Origin of the sequence: Pseudobacter ginsenosidimutans (assembly GCF_007970185.1) — a bacterium.
Lineage (GTDB): Bacteria > Bacteroidota > Bacteroidia > Chitinophagales > Chitinophagaceae > Pseudobacter > Pseudobacter ginsenosidimutans.
In genome coordinates, this window is the sequence record NZ_CP042431.1 from 5,532,461 (window position 1) to 5,553,047 (window position 20,587).

Below are 20,587 nucleotides of genomic sequence, written 5' to 3' on the forward strand. Positions count from 1 at the left end.
TTCCTGGATACTTTCATAAAAAATCCCGGTTGAAATCATCAACCGGGATTTTCATTTATAGTACACTAACAATTATTTACCAAGATAAGACCTCAGCATCCAGGCGGCTTTTTCATGCTTCTGGATCAGTTGTGTGAGGTAATCCACCGTGCCCACATCTTTCAGTTTGTCTACTTCTGTGATCTTCTCACGGATGTAACGGGCCATTGTTTCGTGGTCATCCAGGAGATTTCTAACCTGTTCGCCCTGTTTGGTAGTGGTGGAGGGCTCAGTGAGATCGGTGAGCTTCAGGTATTCTTTCAGACGGCCTTCGGCATAGTGCCCGATCTTACGTACTCTTTCTGCAATTTCATCTATCACATCTTCCAGTTCCGTGTATAAGCTTTCAAAGAATTTGTGCATTTCGATGAAGTTGTCGCCTTCATAATTCCAGTGGTAATTCCTGGTTTTGGCATACAACACAAATTCATCGGCCAGGAGTTTGTTCAGTATGAGAGCAATTTGCTGTGCGTTCTTTTCAATAAGGCCAATGTTCGCTTTCATGTCTTATGAATTTTAGTGTATAGATAATAGTTATCATCATTCCGATGAAGTAACAAAATTGCGACAGTAAAAGTTTGTACTAAGGTATTCGAGCCGGCGGCCCGGGCAGGGATATACGTTGCCAGGGGGCAAGCGTATTCAAATGTACTAATTACATTGATACAAAATCATGATCCTGGTCAGATGGAGGGATCGTCGTTTTCTCCGGTTTCGTCCACCTCACCTGTAAAGGGATCTTCATCCGGTGTATCCAGGATGGCGGCAAGGTCCAGCAATTCCTTTTGTTTGTAGCGGTATTTATCGTTGTCGAAGCATTTGGAGAATTCTTCCATCAGCATCCTGATCACGGCTTTATTGGAAAGCGGTTTGAAGTAGGAGGCCACCGGTGGCACATTGATGCGCTTGAAGTAATTTTCAACGTCTTTGTGGGTGAACACCTGTCCGCTCATCGGATCGATAAAGAATTCCGTTTTGTATTGCGGATTTTCGTTCACTCTCGTGAAGTCATATTCCGGCTTGAAATAGCCCAGCACGAATTGCCGGGGGATATTGATGGCGCGAATGGGAACGTCCAGCAATTCGCTTACAATGAGGTAGAGGATGCCGTTGGCAATAGCGTTACCCCTTTTGCTTTCGAGTTGCTTATTGATGAGGAACTCTTCGGGTTGCTGGTAAGCGATCTCGGAGCCCCTGAGATTATAATAATTGTAGAGGATGCTGGTGAGCACATTCACCTGTTCGAGAGGAGTGAGGTAGTTGTTGAGCTCGAGCCAGATATTGCGGCGGAGTTTTTCGATCTCCTGGTAGATGGTGCTGGTGACAAGTTCCGGATATTGAAAACGGGCTACCAGCAGGGCGCCCGTCAGCAAATCCTGGTGCAGATTCCTGCCCCATTGCTGCGTTTCCCCGGTGAGATCGCGATAGTGAAGCCGATGAATCAGAAGCTCGATCCTTTCCTGCACATCTTCGCTGACGGTATTCTCCCACAGGTGCTCGAGATTGGGGATGATACCTTTTCCAAAATCGATGATGCGGGTGGACACCACATTAAAGACCTCCTCATCCGGATCATCAATCAGGTGGAACAACGCTGATATTTCTTTATTTTCCTCCATAGGCCGGGGATTCTCCCTGATATTAGACAACGCAATCACGTTGTCAATTTCGGAGAAATGATTAAAATCCTTGTAAAAATCTTTTCCACAAATTCACAGAAAATTCATCTGTGTGATTATCAAAGCAATTCACTTGCCAGCGGGAGATGCTGATCGAGCAGGCGTTTCAGGAGCTTCTTTTCCTCCGCGTTTGTAACGGCGCGCATGGGGATAAGAATTGCATGGTAAGAACTTGTATAGAGATAGTAGCAGTCTTTCGTTTCCACTTTTTTGACAATTGCCTCCCAGTTGTACCTGCTTTCGGAGGCGCTGTCCTTATCGATGATACCCTGTTGGCTGAGGGTGATCTCGGAAGTTTGAAGGATATGCTGGTTCTCCGGTTCGCGGAGCATCGTATTCACCCGGCTTTTGATGGAGCGTTTCACTAGCATGGGAACAATCAGCGCATAGATGAGACCGATAGCTCCAAAAACAAAGGCATCTACCAGGAAATCATGACGGAAACGGTTGATGTAAACGTAACCTGCGGCCACTGCTCCATAAAGCGCCAATACCCGGGTAAAATACCTGATACGATACGCCCGCCGGTCCGGCGAAGACCAGCTGGTGTAATAGTTGTATTCCAGGAACTCTTCCCGGGTAAGGTTAAATCGTAAGGTGAGCACTATTTTTTCTTAGCCGACTTTTTGGGAGCGGCTTTTTTGGTGGCGGTTTTCTTTGCGGCCGCTTTTTTGGCGGGCTTTGAAAATGCATTGGGAACCTGCGCCTCGATCATCTTCTTCACTTCTTCCAAAGGAATGGTGGCGGCTTCTTCAGCAGTGTACTTGCTGTCGTCAGCTTTCTTACCCAGCTTCAGCATCTTCTTGCCGAATTTGATGAGCGGACCCCAGCGACCATTTTCGATGGAGATCTTTTCATCAGGCCAGTGTTGGATATATCGGTTGGCTTCTTTCTCCACCTTGGCGCCGATCAGCTCCCCGATGTCCGACTGGGAGAGATTATCGAAATCGTAGCGCCTGGGCACATTGATGAACATCTCATTCCATTTGATGAATGGACCGAAACGTCCTTTGCCTTTGGTTACACCTTTGCCTTCGTACATGGCGATAGGAGCATCGGCCTGCTGTTTTTCATTGATCAGTTCGATAGCGCGCTCCAGGGTCACTTCCAGTGGATCTTCCCCACGGGGAATGGAGATGAATTGCTCACCGAATTTTACATATGGTCCAAATCTTCCAACGTTCACGGCTACTTCCTGGTCTTCATAATTGCCAAGTGTTCTCGGCAGTTTGAAAAGGTCAAGCGCTTCTTCGTAGGAGATGGTTTCGATGCTCTGATCTCTTTTGAGACTGGCGAAACGCGGCTTCTCTTCATCGTTCACATCACCGATCTGAACCATTGGACCGAAGCGGCCCATCCTGGCAACGATCTTCTTGCCGCTTTCCGGATCAACGCCAAGCTCGCGCTCGCCTTTGATACGTTCTGCATTCACGATAGTATCGTCCACTTCCTTTTTGAAAGGCACGTAGAACTGATCGATCATATTATTCCACTTCAGTTTGCCTGCAGCTACTTCATCGAATTCATTCTCGATGCGGGCAGTGAAACCATAGTCCATGATATCATCGAAATACTGTTTCAGAAAATCCGTCACTACCAGTCCGAGGTCGGAAGGGAAGAGCTTGGATTTCTCTGCACCTGTATTTTCAGATTCAGTGATCTTAGTGATATTATCTTTCACCAGGCTGAAGATGCGGTATTCTCTTTTTACACCTTCTTTATCGCGTTTCTCAACGTATCCGCGTTTTTGAATAGTGGAGATGGTGGGAGCGTAGGTGGAAGGTCTGCCGATGCCGAGCTCTTCGAGTTTCTTTACCAGGGAAGCCTCCGTGTAACGCGGGCTGGGCCTGCTGAAGCGCTCGATGGCTTTCATTTCTTTGAGTGGCAGTTGCTGGTTCACAGTGAGTGGCGGCAGCATGCCTTCGGCCTGTTCATCGTCATTGATATCTTCTTCATCGCGGTCTTCACGGTATACTTTGAGGAAGCCGTCGAACTTGAGCACTTCACCGCTGGCGGTGAGCTCTTCCCTATTGGTGGAGATATTGATCTTGGCGATGGTCCTTTCCAGTTCCGCATCAGCCATTTGAGAAGCCATGGTGCGTTTCCAGATCAGCTCGTATAATTTTCTTGTTTCAGGATCGTCCACGTCGTGATTATCCATATAAGTAGGGCGAATCGCTTCGTGTGCTTCCTGTGCGGATTCGTTCTTATTCTTGTATTTGCGTGGCTGGTGGTAACGTTCTCCGTATTGGCTGATGATCTGATTGCGGGCGTCTCCCATGGCGGTATCGGAGAGGTTCACACTATCCGTACGCATGTAGGTGATCTTACCACTTTCGTAAAGCTTCTGCGCCAGTTGCATGGTACGACTAACGGAGTAGCCAAACTTACGGGAGGCTTCCTGCTGCAGAGTGGAAGTGGTGAAGGGGGCGGCAGGCGATTTGCGGGCCGGTTTCACCTGGATGTCTGTTACCTTATAATCCGCGCCTACACAGCTTTTCAGGAAGTTTTCCGCGTCATCGGCGCCGGAATATTTTTTGCCTTCCGCTGCAAATGTTACGGCTTTGCCGGTAACATCGTTATGCGTGAAGAGGGCTTCTATTTTGAAAGTGCTGGTAGCGGTGAATGCGTTGATCTCTCTTTCCCTTTCGGCAATGAGTCTAACGGCAACGCTCTGCACACGTCCTGCGCTGAGGTTGTTCTTCATGCTCATTTTGCGCCAGAGCACGGGGCTGAGCTCGAAGCCCACGATACGGTCGAGCACGCGGCGTGCCTGCTGGGCATTCACGAGGTTCATGTCCACTGTGCGTGGATTGTCCACCGCTTTCCGGATGGCCGGTTTGGTGATCTCGTGGAATACGATGCGTTTGGTGTTGCGGGGATCCAGACCGAGTACTTCGCAAAGGTGCCAGCTGATAGCTTCCCCTTCGCGGTCCTCATCCGTTGCGAGCCAAACCTCATCGGATTTTTTAGCTAAGGTTCGCAACTCTCTTACTACCCGTTCCTTATCGTCAGGAATTATATATCTGGGTTGGTAATTATTCTTCAGATCGATACCCATATCGTCCTTCTCGAGATCCCTTATATGGCCATAACAGCTCTTAACTTCGAAATCCGATCCAAGGATCTTTTCGATGGTTTTTGCCTTTGCAGGAGACTCCACGATCAATAAATTCTTCGCCATACGTTGATTAAGCGGTTTAAAATAGGCCTGTTGGCGTGCAAGTTTAGTGTATAACGGTGAAAACAACAAATTGGTGCCAGGGGTAGGGTCAAGAATTGGGCCGGATATGAGATAAGGTTGATTAGGGTCAATGAGGCTGATAATCAGTTGACAAAGGAGGTTGGGAGGCTGACGGAACGGCGGGTTTGCTAATTTTTTTGGAAGGGACCGGGCCTGTCCAATTAAAGAGGGCGCAGTCAACCACGCCCTTAGATTATGAATTTGATATATATCAGATCACATCCTTTTCAATCTGAATCTTCCATTGATAGGCAGGATGGCGTTATTCTCAGCTCTCATTTTGCCACTGAATTTGCCGGCAATATATTCTCCCTGAGCTCCATATTCTGTTATCTGAAGAGTAATCGGTTCTATTCCCAGGTACATGATCTTTCTGACATACACGTAAGAATAGCCAGGCGTGAATACTGTTCCGCTGGCATCCGGGGTAAATTGCAGGTAAAATGCATCACTGGTATCCCGTTTGGCATGATATACATAATGATATAGCTCGGAAGTATAAACGCCTGCTGTGTCAGCAGGGGGGAGGAATTGACGAGAGATAGTGTCCATTGTGTAGATCAGGTATTCTCCAAGGTCCTCTTCGCAAACGGTGATCTCTCCGAGTGATGCTACGTTTGCAATAACGTCCGCTTCTTTGATCCCGCCAATAATGCTATTGCCTATATCAGTTATGCGTACACTGGCTTTTGTATCATTGCTTCCACAACGAATAAAAGAATAATTCAATACACCATTTACGATAGGCGCTCTTTCGAATTTGCCCTGGATCCCGATATCAGCAAAACCATTTTGCAAAGGAGAACCACTACAGTTAAGGATCTCCCCGGTGAATGTAACTTTGCTGTCTGCGGGAATGTTGACGGTAATATTTCCCAGATCAGTTGCTGCTGAAAAAGGCCCGATCTCCTGCGATAACAGTTCATCATTACATTTGCCGAATACTGTCATTTTCAATCTTCTTCCGGCTGGGATCAAACCAGCCACAACGCCGGCTGTATCAGTATAACTGGAAGCAGTAGGTCCTGTTTCATCGTCGGCAGTTTTCAATACCACTCTGAAGCCTTTTACAGGATTACCATCCTGGCCTTTCAATGTTGCTTTGAAATCAACCAATGTAAACGGCGCATCACAATTCCAGAAAGAGAAATGCGATGCCTTTCCGATGTATTCATTTCCTTGTCTTGTTGCCATGCCTTCCTGTTTCCATAAGCCTGTTGTATCGTTGAAGCTCCAGAAAGCAATAGTAGCGGGTGCGCTTGCCTGTTGTGCAGGCGCAATGGGAAACTTCATGGTAGCAGGTTTTGATCCTGTCAGTTGAAGTTTCTCGCCTGATGCACCAGTCAATTCCACCACCATCATTCCAAATGATTGCAGTCCTACCTGCTTATCATTTTCATCCACACCACGCAGTTCACCTGGCATGATCTCGAGGAAATTATCAACTGTTGGGTTAAGCCAGAAAGCACTCACAGAAACAGTTCCGGTATAGGGAGACTTTGTTTGTGCATCGATGATACTGCCAGCTTCAAAACTGACGCTGCCTCCATTAGGTACAGTGATATCACCGCCTGCATCGCTTGCAAAGGAGCCCGCGTCATTCTTTTTGATCAGTTGAATGGAAACATAATGTGTACTTCCTTTTGTGCCTTTGAAAGTCCGGCTGCCACTGAAGAATCCAGCTTTCTCCACTTTTACGAAACTGGCATTTGCATCCAGCGTTACATTCTTTATCTGGAAATTCCCATTGAGGTCAGTATTTGCGGTGAGGTTCCCGGCTTTTACAAGAGCGCCATTAACAGGTAAATTCTCATCATCCAGAACCCTACCACTGATAGATATCTGTGTTTTTTCAGCAGGATTGGGGCCGGATGGAAGACTTCCATAATCATCGCGCTGACAGGCTATATAAATTGAAACCAAAGAAGCGAGGAGTAATAAGGGGAGGAGGCGTGTTTTTTTCATGACAAGGTGTATCTTAATACTTTGTAATCAGGCCCAAAGTTGTTTCATTTTTTTCAATTTTCATAATCCAGGAAGGCTTGGGAACTGGGTAAATATCAAATCCTAACCTTATAAATTCTGTAAAAAGCCCGGATTTTGCGTTTTGCATTGGATTTTTCAGCATATTTGATACCATATTAATTACAAGACTGAACACTTTCCCGGCGATATTCCCCCTCAACGATGCAGCAGCCACCATTGAGCTGGGTAATAAGTTAGACGAAACGATAAACAGGAAAGTGATGGCAATGGCAGCATGGCTTCGCAAGCATGCATTCGATGGGCTCAATAACATCATCCCGGCATACAGCTCCTTAACGGTTTCCTACGATCCCTACCTTATCAAAACCAGGTATCAGCCTGCGAGCACCGCATTCGATTGGATAAAAGATCTACTCCAGGCAGCGTATAACCAGTCAAACGAAAATTCAACAGCGAGTCCTGCGTTACACCGCATTCCTGTTTGTTACGAAGAGGAATATGCGCCCGACCTGGACACGCTTGCTTTACACCTTCAGATAACCACCAGTGAGATCATCGCCCTGCATACAGCAGTGGTTTACCGGGTATACATGATCGGGTTCCTTCCCGGATTTGCTTACCTGGGTACAGTGGACGACAAGATTGCCGCTCCGCGAAAAGCACAGCCGTCTTCAGTAATGGCCGGCAGTGTAGGCATCGCAGGAAAACAAACCGGCATCTATCCGCTGAACAGCCCCGGCGGATGGAATATCATCGGCCGCATACCACTGAAAATGTTCGATCCCCATGCGGAACAGCCCGTATGGATGCAGCCAGGCGATGCAGTACAATTCTTCCCGATCACTGCCCGGGAATTCAAAACGCGGCAGTAAGCGTTTAGTACAACGCTCACCCTAAACCGAAATTTTAGTCCAGAACTCCAAACACATCCCTGCATGTCTCTCACTATCATCAAACCAGGCCTTTGCGACACCATCCAGGACGCGGGCCGCCATGGTCAGGCTCATCTCGGCATCAATGCCGGTGGCGCTATGGATACCTACGCAGCCGGCGTAGCCAACCTGCTGGCCGGTAATCAACGCTGCGAAGCTGTACTGGAAGTTCATTTCCCGGGCCCGCAGATCCTCTTCGAACAAAATGCACTCATCAGTATCACCGGCGGGGATTTCACACCCTACCTCAACGACGAACCGCTTCCGCTCTGGAGGCCCATCGTAGTGAGAAGAAATACAATATTACATTTCGATAAACTGCAGCAGGGTGCGCGCTGCTATATCGCCATCCACGGCGGCTTCAATGTAGAGCCCTGGCTTGGCAGCTACTCCACCAATCTCAAAGCCGGCGCCGGCGGTTATGAAGGCCGCAAACTGGCGAAAGGAGATGAGCTCTGCTTCCGCGAGAATACCGTTTACTTTGCCGGGCTCCTCAAAGAAGGAAAGGATTTCCAGGTGCTCAACTGGCGCGTAGACATGCGTCGCATCTATGAGAACCCGCACGAGATCTGCTTCACCTGCGGACATGAATTCAGTGAACTCTGTCCAAATTCACAACAGGATCTTCTGCAGAATAATTTCATCATCCATCCATTCTCCGACAGGATGGGATATCGCCTCAAGGGCGTTCCGCTCAAAAGAAAACATGATTACGAACTGATATCATCCGGAGTTGGATTCGGCACCATGCAACTGCTGCCGGACGGACAACTCATCGTACTGATGGCCGACCACCAGACCACAGGCGGATATCCGCGGATCGGACATATAGTGTCTGCCCATCTTCCCAAACTGGCTCAGCTCAGGCCGAGCGATACTATTCAATTCAAACGTGTCGACATTCAGACAGCAGAAGATTTGCTATATTCACAACAACAGGAAATGGTGATCCTTCAAAGGGCCTGCCATGATCACCTGAATGAACTGGTATGCTGAAAACAGACATCAACTGCGATATGGGCGAGAGCTCGCCATTATGGGATTATTCATTGGAAAGGGACCTCAGTATCCTTCCCTTCATAAGTTCGGTCAACCTTGCCTGTGGGTACCATGCCGGTGATCCGCATGTAATGCACACGATGGTAGAAGCAGCTATGAAAGCAGGCATCGCCATCGGCGCACATCCTTCATTTCCAGATAAAGAAAACTTTGGCAGATCGGATATGCAACTGGCGCCGGAAAAGGTTTATGATATTGTATTATACCAGCTCGGCGCACTGAGTGCTTTCTTACAGGTGAACGGCGCTTCATTACATCATGTGAAGCCTCATGGAGCGCTTTACAATATGGCTGCCAAAGACGCTGTTCTGGCAAGGGCTATAGCAGATGCCGTATATGATTTCGATGGCTCACTGATCCTGTACGGGCTCAGCGGCAGTGAACTGATAGAAACAGGTCGTCATGATTTTTTAACTACCTGCAATGAAGTGTTCGCCGACAGAACTTACCAGGATGATGGCAGCCTCACGACGCGCTCTCATCCCGATGCATTACTCAAAAGCGAAGAAGCAGTGGTGGCGCAGGTATTGCAGATGGTGCAGCAGCAAACCGTAACAACCATTTCCGGTAAGACCATTCCGGTGAAAGCGGAAACCATTTGCATACATGGTGATGGACTTCATGCACTCCAATTTGCAAAAGCCATCCATCATGCTTTGACAAGTGCCAATATCAATGTAACTTCTCCCGTCAAAAACTAACTGCTTGAGCTCATCCAATACAAGATCCGCTTTACTCGGCGCTGCATTCCTTATGGCAACATCCGCCATTGGTCCGGGTTTCATCACACAAACAACCGTTTTTACACAGCAACTGCTGACCAGTTTCGGCTTTGTTATCCTTATTTCGATTTTGCTGGATATAGCCGGCCAGTTGAATATCTGGCGGGTGATAACGGTTTCGGGTATGCGTGCACAGGACCTGGCTAATAATTTGTTGCCAGGGTCAGGGTACCTGCTGGCGGTATTGGTATTACTGGGCGGACTAGCCTTCAATATCGGCAATGTGGCCGGAGCAGGGCTGGGGCTCGATATCCTCTTTCCGCTGGATGCAGATGCCACCAGGCCCGTGATCGGCGCCTGCCTGTCTGCAGCACTGGCGCTGGTGATCTTCTGGGTAAAGGAAGTAGGCACAGCGATGGACTGGTTCACAAGGATACTCGGGTTTGTGATGATCGCCCTGACGCTGTATGTGGCTATTGCCTCGCATCCGCCGGTAGGAGAGGCTGTACTTCGTACGTTCGTGCCCGTTAAAATAGATACTACTGCCATCGTAACATTGGTAGGTGGAACTGTTGGGGGCTATATCAGCTTTGCAGGCGCACACAGGTTGCTGGATGCAGGTATAAAAGGACAGGACAAACTTCCGCTGGTGACCAGGAGCAGTGTGAATGCCATCCTGCTTGCCTCCGCCATGCGGATATTGTTGTTCCTGGCTTCGCTGGGTGTGATCGTAGGTGGCGGAATCATCAATAAGGATAATCCTGCCGGTTCCGTATTTCAACTGGCAGCAGGACAAACTGGATATTACATTTTCGGCGTAGTACTATGGGCTGCTGCGATCACTTCGGTTGTTGGCTCTGCCTATACTTCCATTTCTTTCCTTCGCACTTTTCATCCGTTCCTGGATAAGCATTACAGGATGCTCACCACTTTTTTCATCGTTATCTCAACTGCTGTATTTGCATTCATGGGTAAACCGCCGGTGAAAGTGCTGGTGCTGGCCGGAGCGCTCAATGGCCTGATACTGCCGCTGGCGCTGGGCCTGATGCTGCTGGCTGTATACAAACAAAAACTGGTGGGCAGCTATAAACATCCGGTCTGGATGAGCGCAATGGGCTGGCTGGTGGTGATTGTGATGGCATGGATGGGAGTGAAGGCCGTGATCTATGATCTGGCTACGCTGTGGAAATAATACAGGCTGTGCCCAATCGCCGGGAGGCGAGCGACTGGCAACACTCTGCACAGATTTGAACTTTTCCGAAAAGTTGATTACCTTATGATATCATGAAACCTTTATTCTTTCTTCTTCTATTAGCGTTCACATCACAGCTCCATGCGCAGGACCTTATTGGCCATTCACCCAAACAGGTCAGGAAACATATGCTGATCTATATGCAGCAAAATCGTTACAATAAATTCCTTGTAGAAGAGAAGGACACAGAGATCATTTTCAGGCTCCGCGAAGATTCCGTGCAACCTGTAAACTTCCGCTATGAATTTGATTCGAAAGGAAAATGTTTTGCCTTCAGCACATTGGCGCATTGCCGGGAATGCGTTGAGAGCGCACTAAAAACAACACTTGCCAACAATAAATTCGGATGGACGAAACTCAACGATTCCACCTGGATCTCCAGCTATCGCCACAGCCTGCAAATGGTATTGAAAAAGAACGAAGAGGAGGGCGCCGTTCATACACTCGATATCCGTAAAATGCTGTGGAGCAGAACCTGGTATAATGATCAACTTGCCGGTAAAAAATAATCCATTGCTTTAGCTTTTCATTTGCAATTAACGGACTATTTTGCCGTTTAATAGTTCGTTCCTACACTTCAACCACCAATTATTCAGGATTTATACTCTTAACTCCGTGTTGCGTTAATTGAGCTCTTCCGGAGCAACAAAACGTATTTACTATGACTGACAACAACCAGGGTCATTCGGATGGCTTGTATACCTATGAGTCGTTTGGTGGCGGCACAACCCAAAAGTCTGACAGCCGTTTTCTTTGGTGGTGCGCGGGCGCACACCAGGACCTTCTCAGGCAATTCCCTTCCGAGCATAGCAAGTACAGTGGCCTGGGAGGTGTGATCCTTGCCACTTTCATCCTCGCTTCCATTTCCGCCGGATATGCCGTGTACAGCGTGTTCGGCAACTGGGGCTGGACTATCCTTTTCGGCCTGATCTGGGGTGTGATCATTTTCAACTTCGACCGTTTCCTCGTATCCACCATGCGCAAGTATGGCGTGAGTAAGCGAAAACAGGTAATGATGGCCATTCCCCGTGTATTCCTCGCGCTGCTCATCGGTATCACCATCGCAAGGCCGCTTGAATTGAAAATATTCGAAAAGGAGATCGATACACAGGTAACAAAGAACCTGCACCAAAAAGTGCAGGAGAACGACAGCCTGCTTCGCATCGAACACAAAGCCCAGCTCGATAATGCACTGGCAGAACGCGCAAGGCTGCAGGCCCGCAAACTGTCTGTTGAAGACACACTTCACAGCCTGCAACTCAGTTATATCCGCGAAGCCGATGGCACCGGCGGATCACAGCAACGCGGCATCGATCAGCTTGCCAGGCTGAAGATGGAAGCATATAATGCAGCCCTTCTGCAATTCAGACCAGAACTGGCTTCGCTGGAACTTGGGATGAAACAACAGGACAGTATCTTAGCGGCCACCAATACCGGACTGGAAGCAAAGAGAAAAGAATATGAAGCCGCCGCAAAGAACAATGTTGGTTTTCTCGAACGCAATAAAGCGCTCAGTGATCTGGCGGATACTGAGCCCAGCGTTTTCTGGACCAGCCTGCTGCTTTCTTTACTGATCATCCTGATTGAAGTAGGGCCTATCTTATCCAAACTCATCATGCCGGTTGGGCCATATGATATCGCGCTCGCCAAAGAGGAGCTCACCAGTATGGCTGCAGCTGAAAATGAAATGCGCAAGGATAAAGAGCTGACCTCTGAAAGAAAGCGCAGCTACTATCGCAAACAAAAAGAAATGAGCGATCAGCTCGTAGATAAACTCAGTGCGTTACAGCAAAAACATATCGATGAAGAGCTCGACAAATGGGAGCGGGGCGAATGGAACCCGAAAGACCATCGCGCCAGCATGGATGAAGTGATGCGCAAGCTCAAAGAACGCTACCAGGTGAACGAGGACGATATTTTGTGAGACTAATTCCTGCTACTGCAAAAAGAAAAATAATGCACTTATAGCCAGGAGAAAAACCAGGGTTAGCAGTATCGTATTACTGCTGACCCTATATTTTTGGCGGGTGCCGGGCAGTACAAGGAAAATAACGGAGATCAGTCCCAGGAGAAATGAAAAAGATACAGCACCCATTTCAGCTTTCATACCCAGACTGAAAAGGAACCATGTCAGGTAACCTGTAATAACGATATGCAGCAGGAGCACCGTTATACAAAACACCCATCCGATCCTGCGAAGTTTCAGCAATGCAAAAGCTCCGATCAAACTGAGCAGCACACCGGCACAAACCCTCAGGTACATGAAGAGCGCAGAGCGGCTGATCACGATATTACCATCAGTGGAGCTCACGGAGCTGGCGCGTGAAGAAATGAAATCGAATATGAGTAGACCCAGGAAAAAGAGGCCGATGATCAGGGTAAAGATGCCTGCGAATTTCTCGCGCCAGTTGGTTGTTTGCATAGCGTGCAAAATAATAAAGGAATACACTTCCTCCAACAGTTTGCTGTTGTGTGGACTGTAAATTAACAATCGTAATAATTCAGGAATTGGCTAGTTCAAAAAGCCATCAAGGGTGTAGTTCCGCTTCGATGCCCGCTGCCAGTAGCCTGGCCCAGAAACTATACTCTTTACCTGAAGGGTGCAGGTTATCTGCAGCCAGCAGGGTCCTGTTATGCAAAGCCTCCCTGGTTCCCGGGGTGATATCGATATAGTGAACCAGGTATTTTTCGGCAACGGTTTTATTGGCAGCATTGTACTGGTCAATTTCATCAGCGATCAGCTGGCGGTCCCTTCCCTCAGCGAAAGGTGTTACGCCCCAGTCCGGGATGGACAATACGAATACATGGGCAGGATTATCGCCTGCATAATTGATGGCCTGTTTTAACAATGATTCAAATTCCCCTGCATAATCCTGAACCGAACGTCCGCGGTACTGGTTATTCACCCCGATCAGGAGGGTAACCATATCATACTGTTTTTTGAGCAGGGTGGTATCGATGCCTTTCTGGAGCTCATCGGTGGTCCAGCCTGTTTTGGCAACGATCTCCGCTGCATGGAAGTCGTGGCCCGATTTTCGCAATAACTGAATTGTCTGGTAAGGAAAGTTTTCGGCTACCGGCACGCCTTCACCAATGGTATAGGAATCGCCAAGCGCCAGGTAAGTATAAGAGTGTGACAGCATACTGGGAGATAATGTAGCTGGTAAAATACTAAAACTAATGTAAAGGAAGAGCCACTTTCTTCTCATACTCAAATCTTTTCTTACGATATATACGTAAATAGTACAGGAAAGATTTCCCATCATACCCCTCGCAATAATTCCTAATCTCTGCATTCGTTTTTGACCGTACCCATGATTCCCTTTTTAACTCCCCCTGTGACTTGTCGGTTACAAAAAAAGTCCGGGAGCATATCACAACAGTAATATCCTCCCGGACCTTATTGAATCCAATACTTTTTGAAAGCTATTGCTGCATTCCCTGCATGCCATTCTGCATGCCTTCCATGTCGCCCTTTGTATTCTTTCTCTTGAACAATGCAACATCGAATTTGCCAAAACGGTAACTGAAGTTCACGCGCACTACCTGCGGGTCCCGGCGTCTCCAGTCGTCCTGCACAAAGCCGTCTGCTTCGGAATGAACGAAGTACCTGCGCGTGCGGAGCACATCGCCCCAGTTGATGGAGATGGATGCTGTATTCTTTTTGATCTGGAAATCTTTTTTAAGGCCCAGGTCCATTCCGTAGTTGTCATCGATATATCCCTGCGTTGTAGATGGAGTGCCGCCAAACATGCCTCCGCCACCACCGGGTCCGCCGCGGCCACCGCTGCCCTGACCACTGTTACTGGTGCTTACGGGCAATGCACTGCGGCTCTGGTAATCGCCACTGACCTGGAAGCTCCATCCTTTACCAAATTTGAAAGTGTGGTTGGTCTTCACGTTCCAGGAAGTACGCTCATTCTCGAGATTCTTAACCACATTGTCTCCCTCGATCTTCGAGTAATAGATATTGGTGTTGAAATTCATCTCCCACCATTTGGTCCAGTTGTTCCTGAAGATCAGCTCCAGACCGCTGGCGTAGGCATTGCTGGCATTCACATAAGTTGAAACGAAAGCTGAATCACCGCTGCCTGCAAGCTGTTGCCAGCTCTGGTAGCGGGAGATCAGATCGGTAGTGTATTTGCCGAAGAGAGTTGCCAGGAAAGTATGGTTCTTCTCTCCGTAAGTTTTCTGATAGCTCAGTTCCAGTGAATGGGTGAACTCAGGTTTCAGTCCGGGATTACCGGTCTGGTAATTGAGCGGATCAGTGTAATCAGTGTTTGGCATCAACTGGAAGAAGTTGGGACGATTGATCCTGCGGCTGTAATTCAGTTGAAGGTCCTGCCTGTTCTCGAAACTGCGCGTCAGGAACACTGAAGGGAAGAGACTGATGGGGAAATCGTTTGAATATTTGTCCTTGCCGATCTGCTTTCCTTCATAGCTGGAACTTTCTGCGCGTAACCCTACCTGGTAGCTGAAATTATCTTTCACCTTTTGGGAGAAAGTGGCATATCCCGCATATACATAGTCAGTATACTCGAATTCATTGCTGAGCTCGGGTTTATAATCGCCATTGAGATAGTTGAGCTGGCGGCTTTCGAAATTCCTAACCTGTGCGCGGAGGCCTGCTTCCCATTTCATTTTATCGTTGATGGGATTCACGAAATCAGTTTGTGCGATCAGGAAATTGTTTTTGCCACCGCCATCTGTTTTCTGTAAGAATTCAGGGCCTATAGGGCTCTGTTGTTTGGGATCGGTGAAATACCGGTAACGGATATCGGTACCGTTACTATTCTTGCTCTGGTTGTAATTGAGATCGGCAGACCATTCTTTACCTGGCTTGGCGAAGATATGCTTGAAAGCGAGCTGGGTGCCGTAGTTGCGGAAATTGTTATCGTTACCATTGATTCGGCGCTGGGAACGGAAGGCATTGGCAATGCCGAGTGTATCGGTATTGATGTTCTGATTGTTCTCTCCGTTGAAATTCCCGTCCACGATGGACTGCGAAAGAGTAATGGTGTTTCGGTTGTCTATGAAATAATCCAGTCCGATCCTTCCGAAAGCGAAGCTACCATCGAATTCTCCTTTACTGTCCTGTAATGTGGAAATGGAATTACCTCTTTCTACACTCATCCTGTCCATCTCGCCCCAGCTTTTTGACTTGCGCTGGTTGTAGTTTCCATTGGCGAAGAGATTGAACTTTCCCTGACGCATATTGATATCGCCGCCGCCGTTGATACGTCCACGTGAGTCGATGCCTGCACGGACACTTCCACTGTAGCCGGCTTTGCGGTTCTTCTTCAATACGATATTGATGATACCGCTCTGTCCGCCGCTGGCGTCGTATTTGGCGGAAGGGTTGGTGATCAGTTCAACACTCTGGATAGCGTCGGCGGGGATCTGGTCGAGCGAAAGGGTAGTGGGCCTTCCGTCTACAAAGATCTGTGGTGCTGCGTTGCGGAGACTCACGTTACCATCGATGTCAACATTGATGCTGGGCACATTGCGCATTACATCGATGGCGGAGCCGCCGGCAGCTGTAATATTTTTTTCTACGTTGATGATCTTTCTATCGATCCCCATTTGAATGAGGGGCTTGGAAGCCGAAACTGTAACGGCATCCAGGGTTTGTGCATCCTGTTCCAGTTTGATATTGCCGAGGTCTTTGTCTACTGCCGCCATTGCCTGGCTCATATCCTGACCCTGTCCGAGTTTCAGATCGAATTGAACTTTCTGCTCGGTGGTCTTGTAGCCGATGGCGGTGATCACCAGGCGGAACTGTCCGAATATGGGGAGATTATCAAGACTGAAATCGCCATTTGAGCGTGTGAGCATGCCACCGAATATGGTATCTTTCCTTTTGCGGGTAGTGGAATCGAATTTGGAACCGATGAGTTGAATGGAAGCGGCGTCGATGCCCTTATTGGTTTTGCCGTCAACGATCTTACCATAAAAATGACCAATGCTGGGGATCTGGCCACCGCCCCTGCGGGCGCCGCCACCGGGACCGCCCATTCCGGGCATCTGTGCAAAGCTGGCTATACAAGAGAAAAAAGCGACTAACGTCAGTAGATATGATCTCATGATAATGTGGAATTGAACGATTAGACGTAAAATAGCCTGCCGGCTTGCGAAGCAAATAACCAATATGATGAGCGGTAAATAGATCAGGCAATGACCAGGGTCAGCAGAACCTGGACGATCCCAATCAGGAATCCTGAACCTGCGCCTACCAGTTCGAAACTGCGTAATTCTTTTCCGAGGTTTTGACGGATGCCGGCCTCCAGTTTCTCCGGAGGAAAGGATGCAATCTTTTGACTGACCATCTTTTCAATATCGATATCGGAACGAAGATTTTGAACGTAGCTCTTCATCAGTTGCGGGAAGATCTCCTGCATTTCTTTCATGAAGATCTCTTTCAACTGGTTGATGGTTTTATCACCAATGAACATGCTGATCATCGGAAAAGCCTGTCCCAGCTTATTCCGCAGGAAGTTATCGATATGACCTTCCACCAGGGGCATGATCTTGTCCATGGCTTCCGGACCGGCGATCTTCTTTTCGATCTCATCAAAAGACACCATTTCACTGGCGGCGAGTTTCCCCACCTGTTGGGCAACGGAGGATTGTTTAGAAGGGAGGATGCGTTTGATCAGGGTGTTCACCACCATCCGGTTTGCCATCCAGCCAATAAAAGCGCCTACTACGGGAATCAGCAAAAGCCACCAGTTCATTTGATATGTTTTGTTTTAAAAGAAAACGGTGAAACTCTCAGAAGAATTTCACCGTTTCGGTGGGTACCCAACCGGGTTCGAACCGGCGACCCTCAGAACCACAATCTGATGCTCTAACCAGCTGAGCTATGGGTACCATTTGGAATGCAAATGTAGAGCAAAAATAAATTCCACCAAAAAATCTTGTTTATTTTTTTGATACACAGTGTGGTAGCTGATTTTTTGCAGGGCCGAAATTCGCATCTGTGCTGCATTCTGTAATGCTCATAAAAAAACGTAACCCCTGCCGCAAATAAATGGACAGGAGTTACGCCGTTGTTTTTCAGGGGTGTTAATGTGTTATTCTGTAACTGTAAAAGTTCCTGATCCCTGCGGATATACGTAAATAGGATTTGACTTTGTATAGTTCCAGCCGGAGAAGAAATCAGATGTGCGTAAACCAATGGTAATTCCAACACCGGGTTGCCAGTCGCCCAGGTTGTAGGTACCAACAGGAAAATTGGAGGGCACACGGTAAACAGCAGCTGTTGCGGTATGGCTCACATAGGTAAGCTTACCTATTTCCACTTCGGCCCAGTTCTCATTGTATGTTATTACGCTGGCATCTTTCATATCAACAAAATCCTTTCCGGTAAAAGTGATCTCATCACCACGTTTTACAGTAACGGGTCCATTATAGGCATCAGCCTTTGGATAAACAGTGTTCAGGATGCCATACTGCGCTTTCTCAGTGGTTTTGGTGCGGGCGCCACTCTGAATTTTGAGTTTGTAAGCGCCGATGGGAACTCCATCTGCCGGCCAGCCTATTACCATTACTGGCCTGCCGGGATAGCCATTATATGTTTCGGAGAATGAAACAGGCATCGCATATTCCTTTCCGGCAGGATCTATCAGCCAAACTTTTGTTTTGGCCGGATCGGGAATGATATAGCGCATACTGTGCGACAATATTTCCAATGGTTTTTCAACACCCTGTGGTTGTCCGAAAGTAGTTTCATTGATCCAGATATCGGGTTGGTTGATCACCAGTTTCAGGTAGTATTTTTTAGTAGTGCCATCCTGTGCTTTTACTGTCCAGGCAATTCCATCTTTCAACTCCACTGATTCTCCACTGGCCGGGGAGATACTGGCATTTTCAGAAATGGTGATCTCTGGTTTGATACTGGCGGGAACATTATCCCAGGATGGCCAGTAGAGGACCACACTGTCTTCAGTAACAGCTGCGCTTACGGGTCCTTCTTCTGCTGTTACATTGAAAGCAGTAATGGCATGATATGGGTAAGGTGTATATTCTTTTTCCTTTTTGCAGGAGAAACTTAGTGTTGCTGTTGTCAACAATAACGCAACTGTAGTTCTGTTCAGTAACATGATAAACCTTATTAAGTTTGAATTATTGTTTGATGATGCGGATCGGGTTCTTAAGTGTAACGGTCTGTCCGTAGTTGTACACTTTTATTTTATACAGTCCATCTGCGGCTAATGCAGCATACACAGGAGATGTACGGTAAACCTGTGCTTCAAAGGCCTTATGGGTTGCATATAAATAGTATGGGCCTCCACCGGGAATGGCCGGGAGCTCATTACCTGCTGCATCAATCAGTACGATGCTCACCATTTCTTCCCGGTTCTCAACTATGATATTCTCGCTGGTGAATTTGAGAGCGATGTAAGTGTATTGATCGGTGGTGAGAGTATATGTTTCCGGGCTGGAAGGATCTGCCGTCAACTCATTCACTACTGTTTTGGGTTGTTGCGAGATGACGTTGAGCGCATAGATCTTTTCTTTTCCATCTTTTCCTTTTACTGTATAGCTGAGCTTTTCGCCTTTTCGGATCTTTGTGAGCAGATCATTAATCTGAGTGCCGCTTGCGGGCGTTACTGTTGCACCTTCTGTTACATTGATCTCCGGCATCAGCACGGGTAATTGAAGGTAAGCAGGCAGGTAAATGGTCACAGTAGCGGCATCGTGGTCCACCGCGCCACGGATGACGGGTTCCGATTCCGGAACATTGGTGATGGAGAATTCCAATATCTGTGCCGAAGGAAGCGCAGGAGGCGCAATGGTTTCCGTTTTCTTGCAGGCAGAGGCCAGCAGTACGCACACTAACCCATGCCTGAGTTGCTTTCTGATCATAATCGAATATTAAGAGGGGTTATTTGTTATATCGAGGTTTTTGCTGCCATCCATCTGGATAGCGAACTTGAGCGTTACGAAGCCGGGCCTGTTATCACGGGTGGGATTTTCAGGGCTGTCTTTGTAGATGCTTTTGATGGTCACTTTCGCATACTTGCCTTTGGCGGTGCGGATGATCATGGTTCTCGGTAATGTATATACGATATGCGATTTCTTCGGGTTTCCGGGAAAAAGGGATCCATAGAAATCATAATAGCCCCAGCCATCGAGGCTGCCCTGGAAATGATCGAGGGAAACGGCATCCTTTGTGTTGAACTGGTCATCTGCTACAGGAACAGTTTTTACTGCGGCAAAGGCATCATCGAAGAGGCTTTGCGGGATGGGCAATACAGTTGGCTTATGCGCTTCCGTATCATATCCATAGGATTTATCAAAGGCTTCATCCACCACCAGGTAAATGCCTCCGTTACCCGGACCGCCATATCCCGGGGTGCCTTTCGCTTTTCCGTTATTCGCATGTACACTACTGTTATAGATACTGGAGAAACAGATATCCCAGTTGGTGGTGTATCTTTCCGATTCCGGAACAATTTTGTTCTGTTCCAGGCTGAAATAGAGTGGTCTGGCATCACTGGCCGAAGTGGCTAATGTGTCTGCAGCGAGGTTCACAATTGAATACACGCCGGTACTGACGGTTGTTGGTTTGTCTGTATCAGGGGCGGCATCATTGCTCTTGGAACATGCCGCCATGCTGGCTGCTGCGAGGCAGCAACAGAACATTTTGAAGATCGATTTCTGCATCTTTT

19 protein-coding genes and 1 tRNA gene are annotated in these 20,587 nt (G+C 47.9%); 6 read left to right on the forward strand and 14 right to left on the reverse strand.

The window, feature by feature from the left end:
* Positions 1 to 72: 72 nt before the first annotated feature.
* From FSB84_RS21745 to FSB84_RS21770, 6 genes are all read right to left on the reverse strand, one after another.
* Complete coding sequence (locus tag FSB84_RS21745) at positions 73 to 543, reverse strand: Dps family protein (protein ID WP_130539977.1); 471 nt, start codon at positions 541 to 543, stop codon at positions 73 to 75.
* Positions 544 to 722: 179 nt separating this feature from the next.
* Positions 723 to 1,658 (reverse strand): transglutaminase-like domain-containing protein, encoded by a 936-nt coding sequence (locus tag FSB84_RS21750; protein WP_130539978.1) that lies wholly within the window; start codon positions 1,656 to 1,658, stop codon positions 723 to 725.
* 119 nt (positions 1,659 to 1,777) lie between these two features.
* Positions 1,778 to 2,323, reverse strand: a complete 546-nt coding sequence (locus FSB84_RS21755; protein WP_130539979.1) for a YcxB family protein — start codon at positions 2,321 to 2,323, stop codon at positions 1,778 to 1,780.
* On the reverse strand, positions 2,323 to 4,902 hold the full coding sequence (topA, locus tag FSB84_RS21760; RefSeq protein ID WP_130539980.1) for a type I DNA topoisomerase: 2,580 nt from the start codon (positions 4,900 to 4,902) through the stop codon (positions 2,323 to 2,325). Before topA ends, FSB84_RS21755 begins: the two co-directional genes overlap by 1 nt.
* A 276-nt stretch (positions 4,903 to 5,178) precedes the next feature.
* Positions 5,179 to 6,927 (reverse strand): carboxypeptidase-like regulatory domain-containing protein, encoded by a 1,749-nt coding sequence (locus tag FSB84_RS21765; RefSeq protein WP_130539981.1) that lies wholly within the window; start codon positions 6,925 to 6,927, stop codon positions 5,179 to 5,181.
* Positions 6,928 to 6,940: 13 nt separating this feature from the next.
* Entirely contained in the window at positions 6,941 to 7,165 is a 225-nt protein-coding gene (locus FSB84_RS21770) for a hypothetical protein (RefSeq protein WP_147122302.1), read from the reverse strand.
* A gap of 28 nt (positions 7,166 to 7,193) precedes the next feature.
* On the opposite strand from FSB84_RS21770, the gene pxpB reads away from it, so the two are divergent.
* From pxpB to FSB84_RS21800, 6 genes are all read left to right on the forward strand, one after another.
* Complete coding sequence (gene pxpB / locus FSB84_RS21775) at positions 7,194 to 7,820, forward strand: 5-oxoprolinase subunit PxpB (RefSeq protein ID WP_242626709.1); 627 nt, start codon at positions 7,194 to 7,196, stop codon at positions 7,818 to 7,820.
* Between the two features lie 63 nt (positions 7,821 to 7,883).
* Positions 7,884 to 8,876 (forward strand): 5-oxoprolinase subunit C family protein, encoded by a 993-nt coding sequence (locus tag FSB84_RS21780; protein ID WP_130539983.1) that lies wholly within the window; start codon positions 7,884 to 7,886, stop codon positions 8,874 to 8,876.
* Complete coding sequence (locus tag FSB84_RS21785; protein WP_130539984.1) at positions 8,870 to 9,640, forward strand: 5-oxoprolinase subunit PxpA; 771 nt, start codon at positions 8,870 to 8,872, stop codon at positions 9,638 to 9,640. The genes FSB84_RS21780 and FSB84_RS21785 overlap by 7 nt, the downstream gene beginning before the upstream one ends.
* Before the next feature lie 4 nt (positions 9,641 to 9,644).
* Positions 9,645 to 10,853, forward strand: a complete 1,209-nt coding sequence (locus tag FSB84_RS21790) for an NRAMP family divalent metal transporter (RefSeq protein WP_225979854.1) — start codon at positions 9,645 to 9,647, stop codon at positions 10,851 to 10,853.
* Between the two features lie 92 nt (positions 10,854 to 10,945).
* On the forward strand, positions 10,946 to 11,422 hold the full coding sequence (locus tag FSB84_RS21795) for a hypothetical protein (protein WP_130539985.1): 477 nt from the start codon (positions 10,946 to 10,948) through the stop codon (positions 11,420 to 11,422).
* 152 nt (positions 11,423 to 11,574) lie between these two features.
* Positions 11,575 to 12,837: a DUF4407 domain-containing protein gene (locus tag FSB84_RS21800; protein WP_130539986.1), complete on the forward strand. Its 1,263-nt coding sequence runs from the start codon at positions 11,575 to 11,577 to the stop codon at positions 12,835 to 12,837.
* A 12-nt stretch (positions 12,838 to 12,849) separates the two neighbouring features.
* Here the strand turns inward: FSB84_RS21800 and FSB84_RS30835 are convergent, their stop codons facing one another.
* The 8 genes from FSB84_RS30835 to FSB84_RS21840 all read right to left on the reverse strand — a co-directional run bounded on the left by FSB84_RS30835 (position 12,850) and on the right by FSB84_RS21840 (position 20,582).
* On the reverse strand, positions 12,850 to 13,335 hold the full coding sequence (locus tag FSB84_RS30835) for a hypothetical protein (RefSeq protein WP_165434887.1): 486 nt from the start codon (positions 13,333 to 13,335) through the stop codon (positions 12,850 to 12,852).
* A gap of 106 nt (positions 13,336 to 13,441) precedes the next feature.
* Positions 13,442 to 14,056, reverse strand: coding sequence for an SGNH/GDSL hydrolase family protein (locus FSB84_RS21810; RefSeq protein ID WP_225979855.1), 615 nt, complete (start codon positions 14,054 to 14,056; stop codon positions 13,442 to 13,444).
* A 283-nt stretch (positions 14,057 to 14,339) separates the two neighbouring features.
* Entirely contained in the window at positions 14,340 to 16,997 is a 2,658-nt protein-coding gene (locus tag FSB84_RS21815; RefSeq protein WP_225979856.1) for an outer membrane beta-barrel protein, read from the reverse strand.
* Positions 16,998 to 17,080: 83 nt separating this feature from the next.
* Entirely contained in the window at positions 17,081 to 17,647 is a 567-nt protein-coding gene (locus tag FSB84_RS21820) for a DUF445 domain-containing protein (protein WP_130539988.1), read from the reverse strand.
* A 62-nt stretch (positions 17,648 to 17,709) separates the two neighbouring features.
* A tRNA-His gene (locus tag FSB84_RS21825) sits at positions 17,710 to 17,783 on the reverse strand.
* A 203-nt stretch (positions 17,784 to 17,986) separates the two neighbouring features.
* The gene (locus tag FSB84_RS21830; RefSeq protein WP_130539989.1) at positions 17,987 to 19,015 is read right to left on the reverse strand and encodes a DUF5018 domain-containing protein; all 1,029 of its coding nucleotides are present in this window, start codon (positions 19,013 to 19,015) and stop codon (positions 17,987 to 17,989) included.
* 22 nt (positions 19,016 to 19,037) lie between these two features.
* Complete coding sequence (locus FSB84_RS21835) at positions 19,038 to 19,781, reverse strand: hypothetical protein (protein ID WP_130539990.1); 744 nt, start codon at positions 19,779 to 19,781, stop codon at positions 19,038 to 19,040.
* Between the two features lie 9 nt (positions 19,782 to 19,790).
* Positions 19,791 to 20,582, reverse strand: coding sequence for an HmuY family protein (locus FSB84_RS21840; protein ID WP_130539991.1), 792 nt, complete (start codon positions 20,580 to 20,582; stop codon positions 19,791 to 19,793).
* Between the last annotated feature and the right edge of the window lie 5 nt (positions 20,583 to 20,587).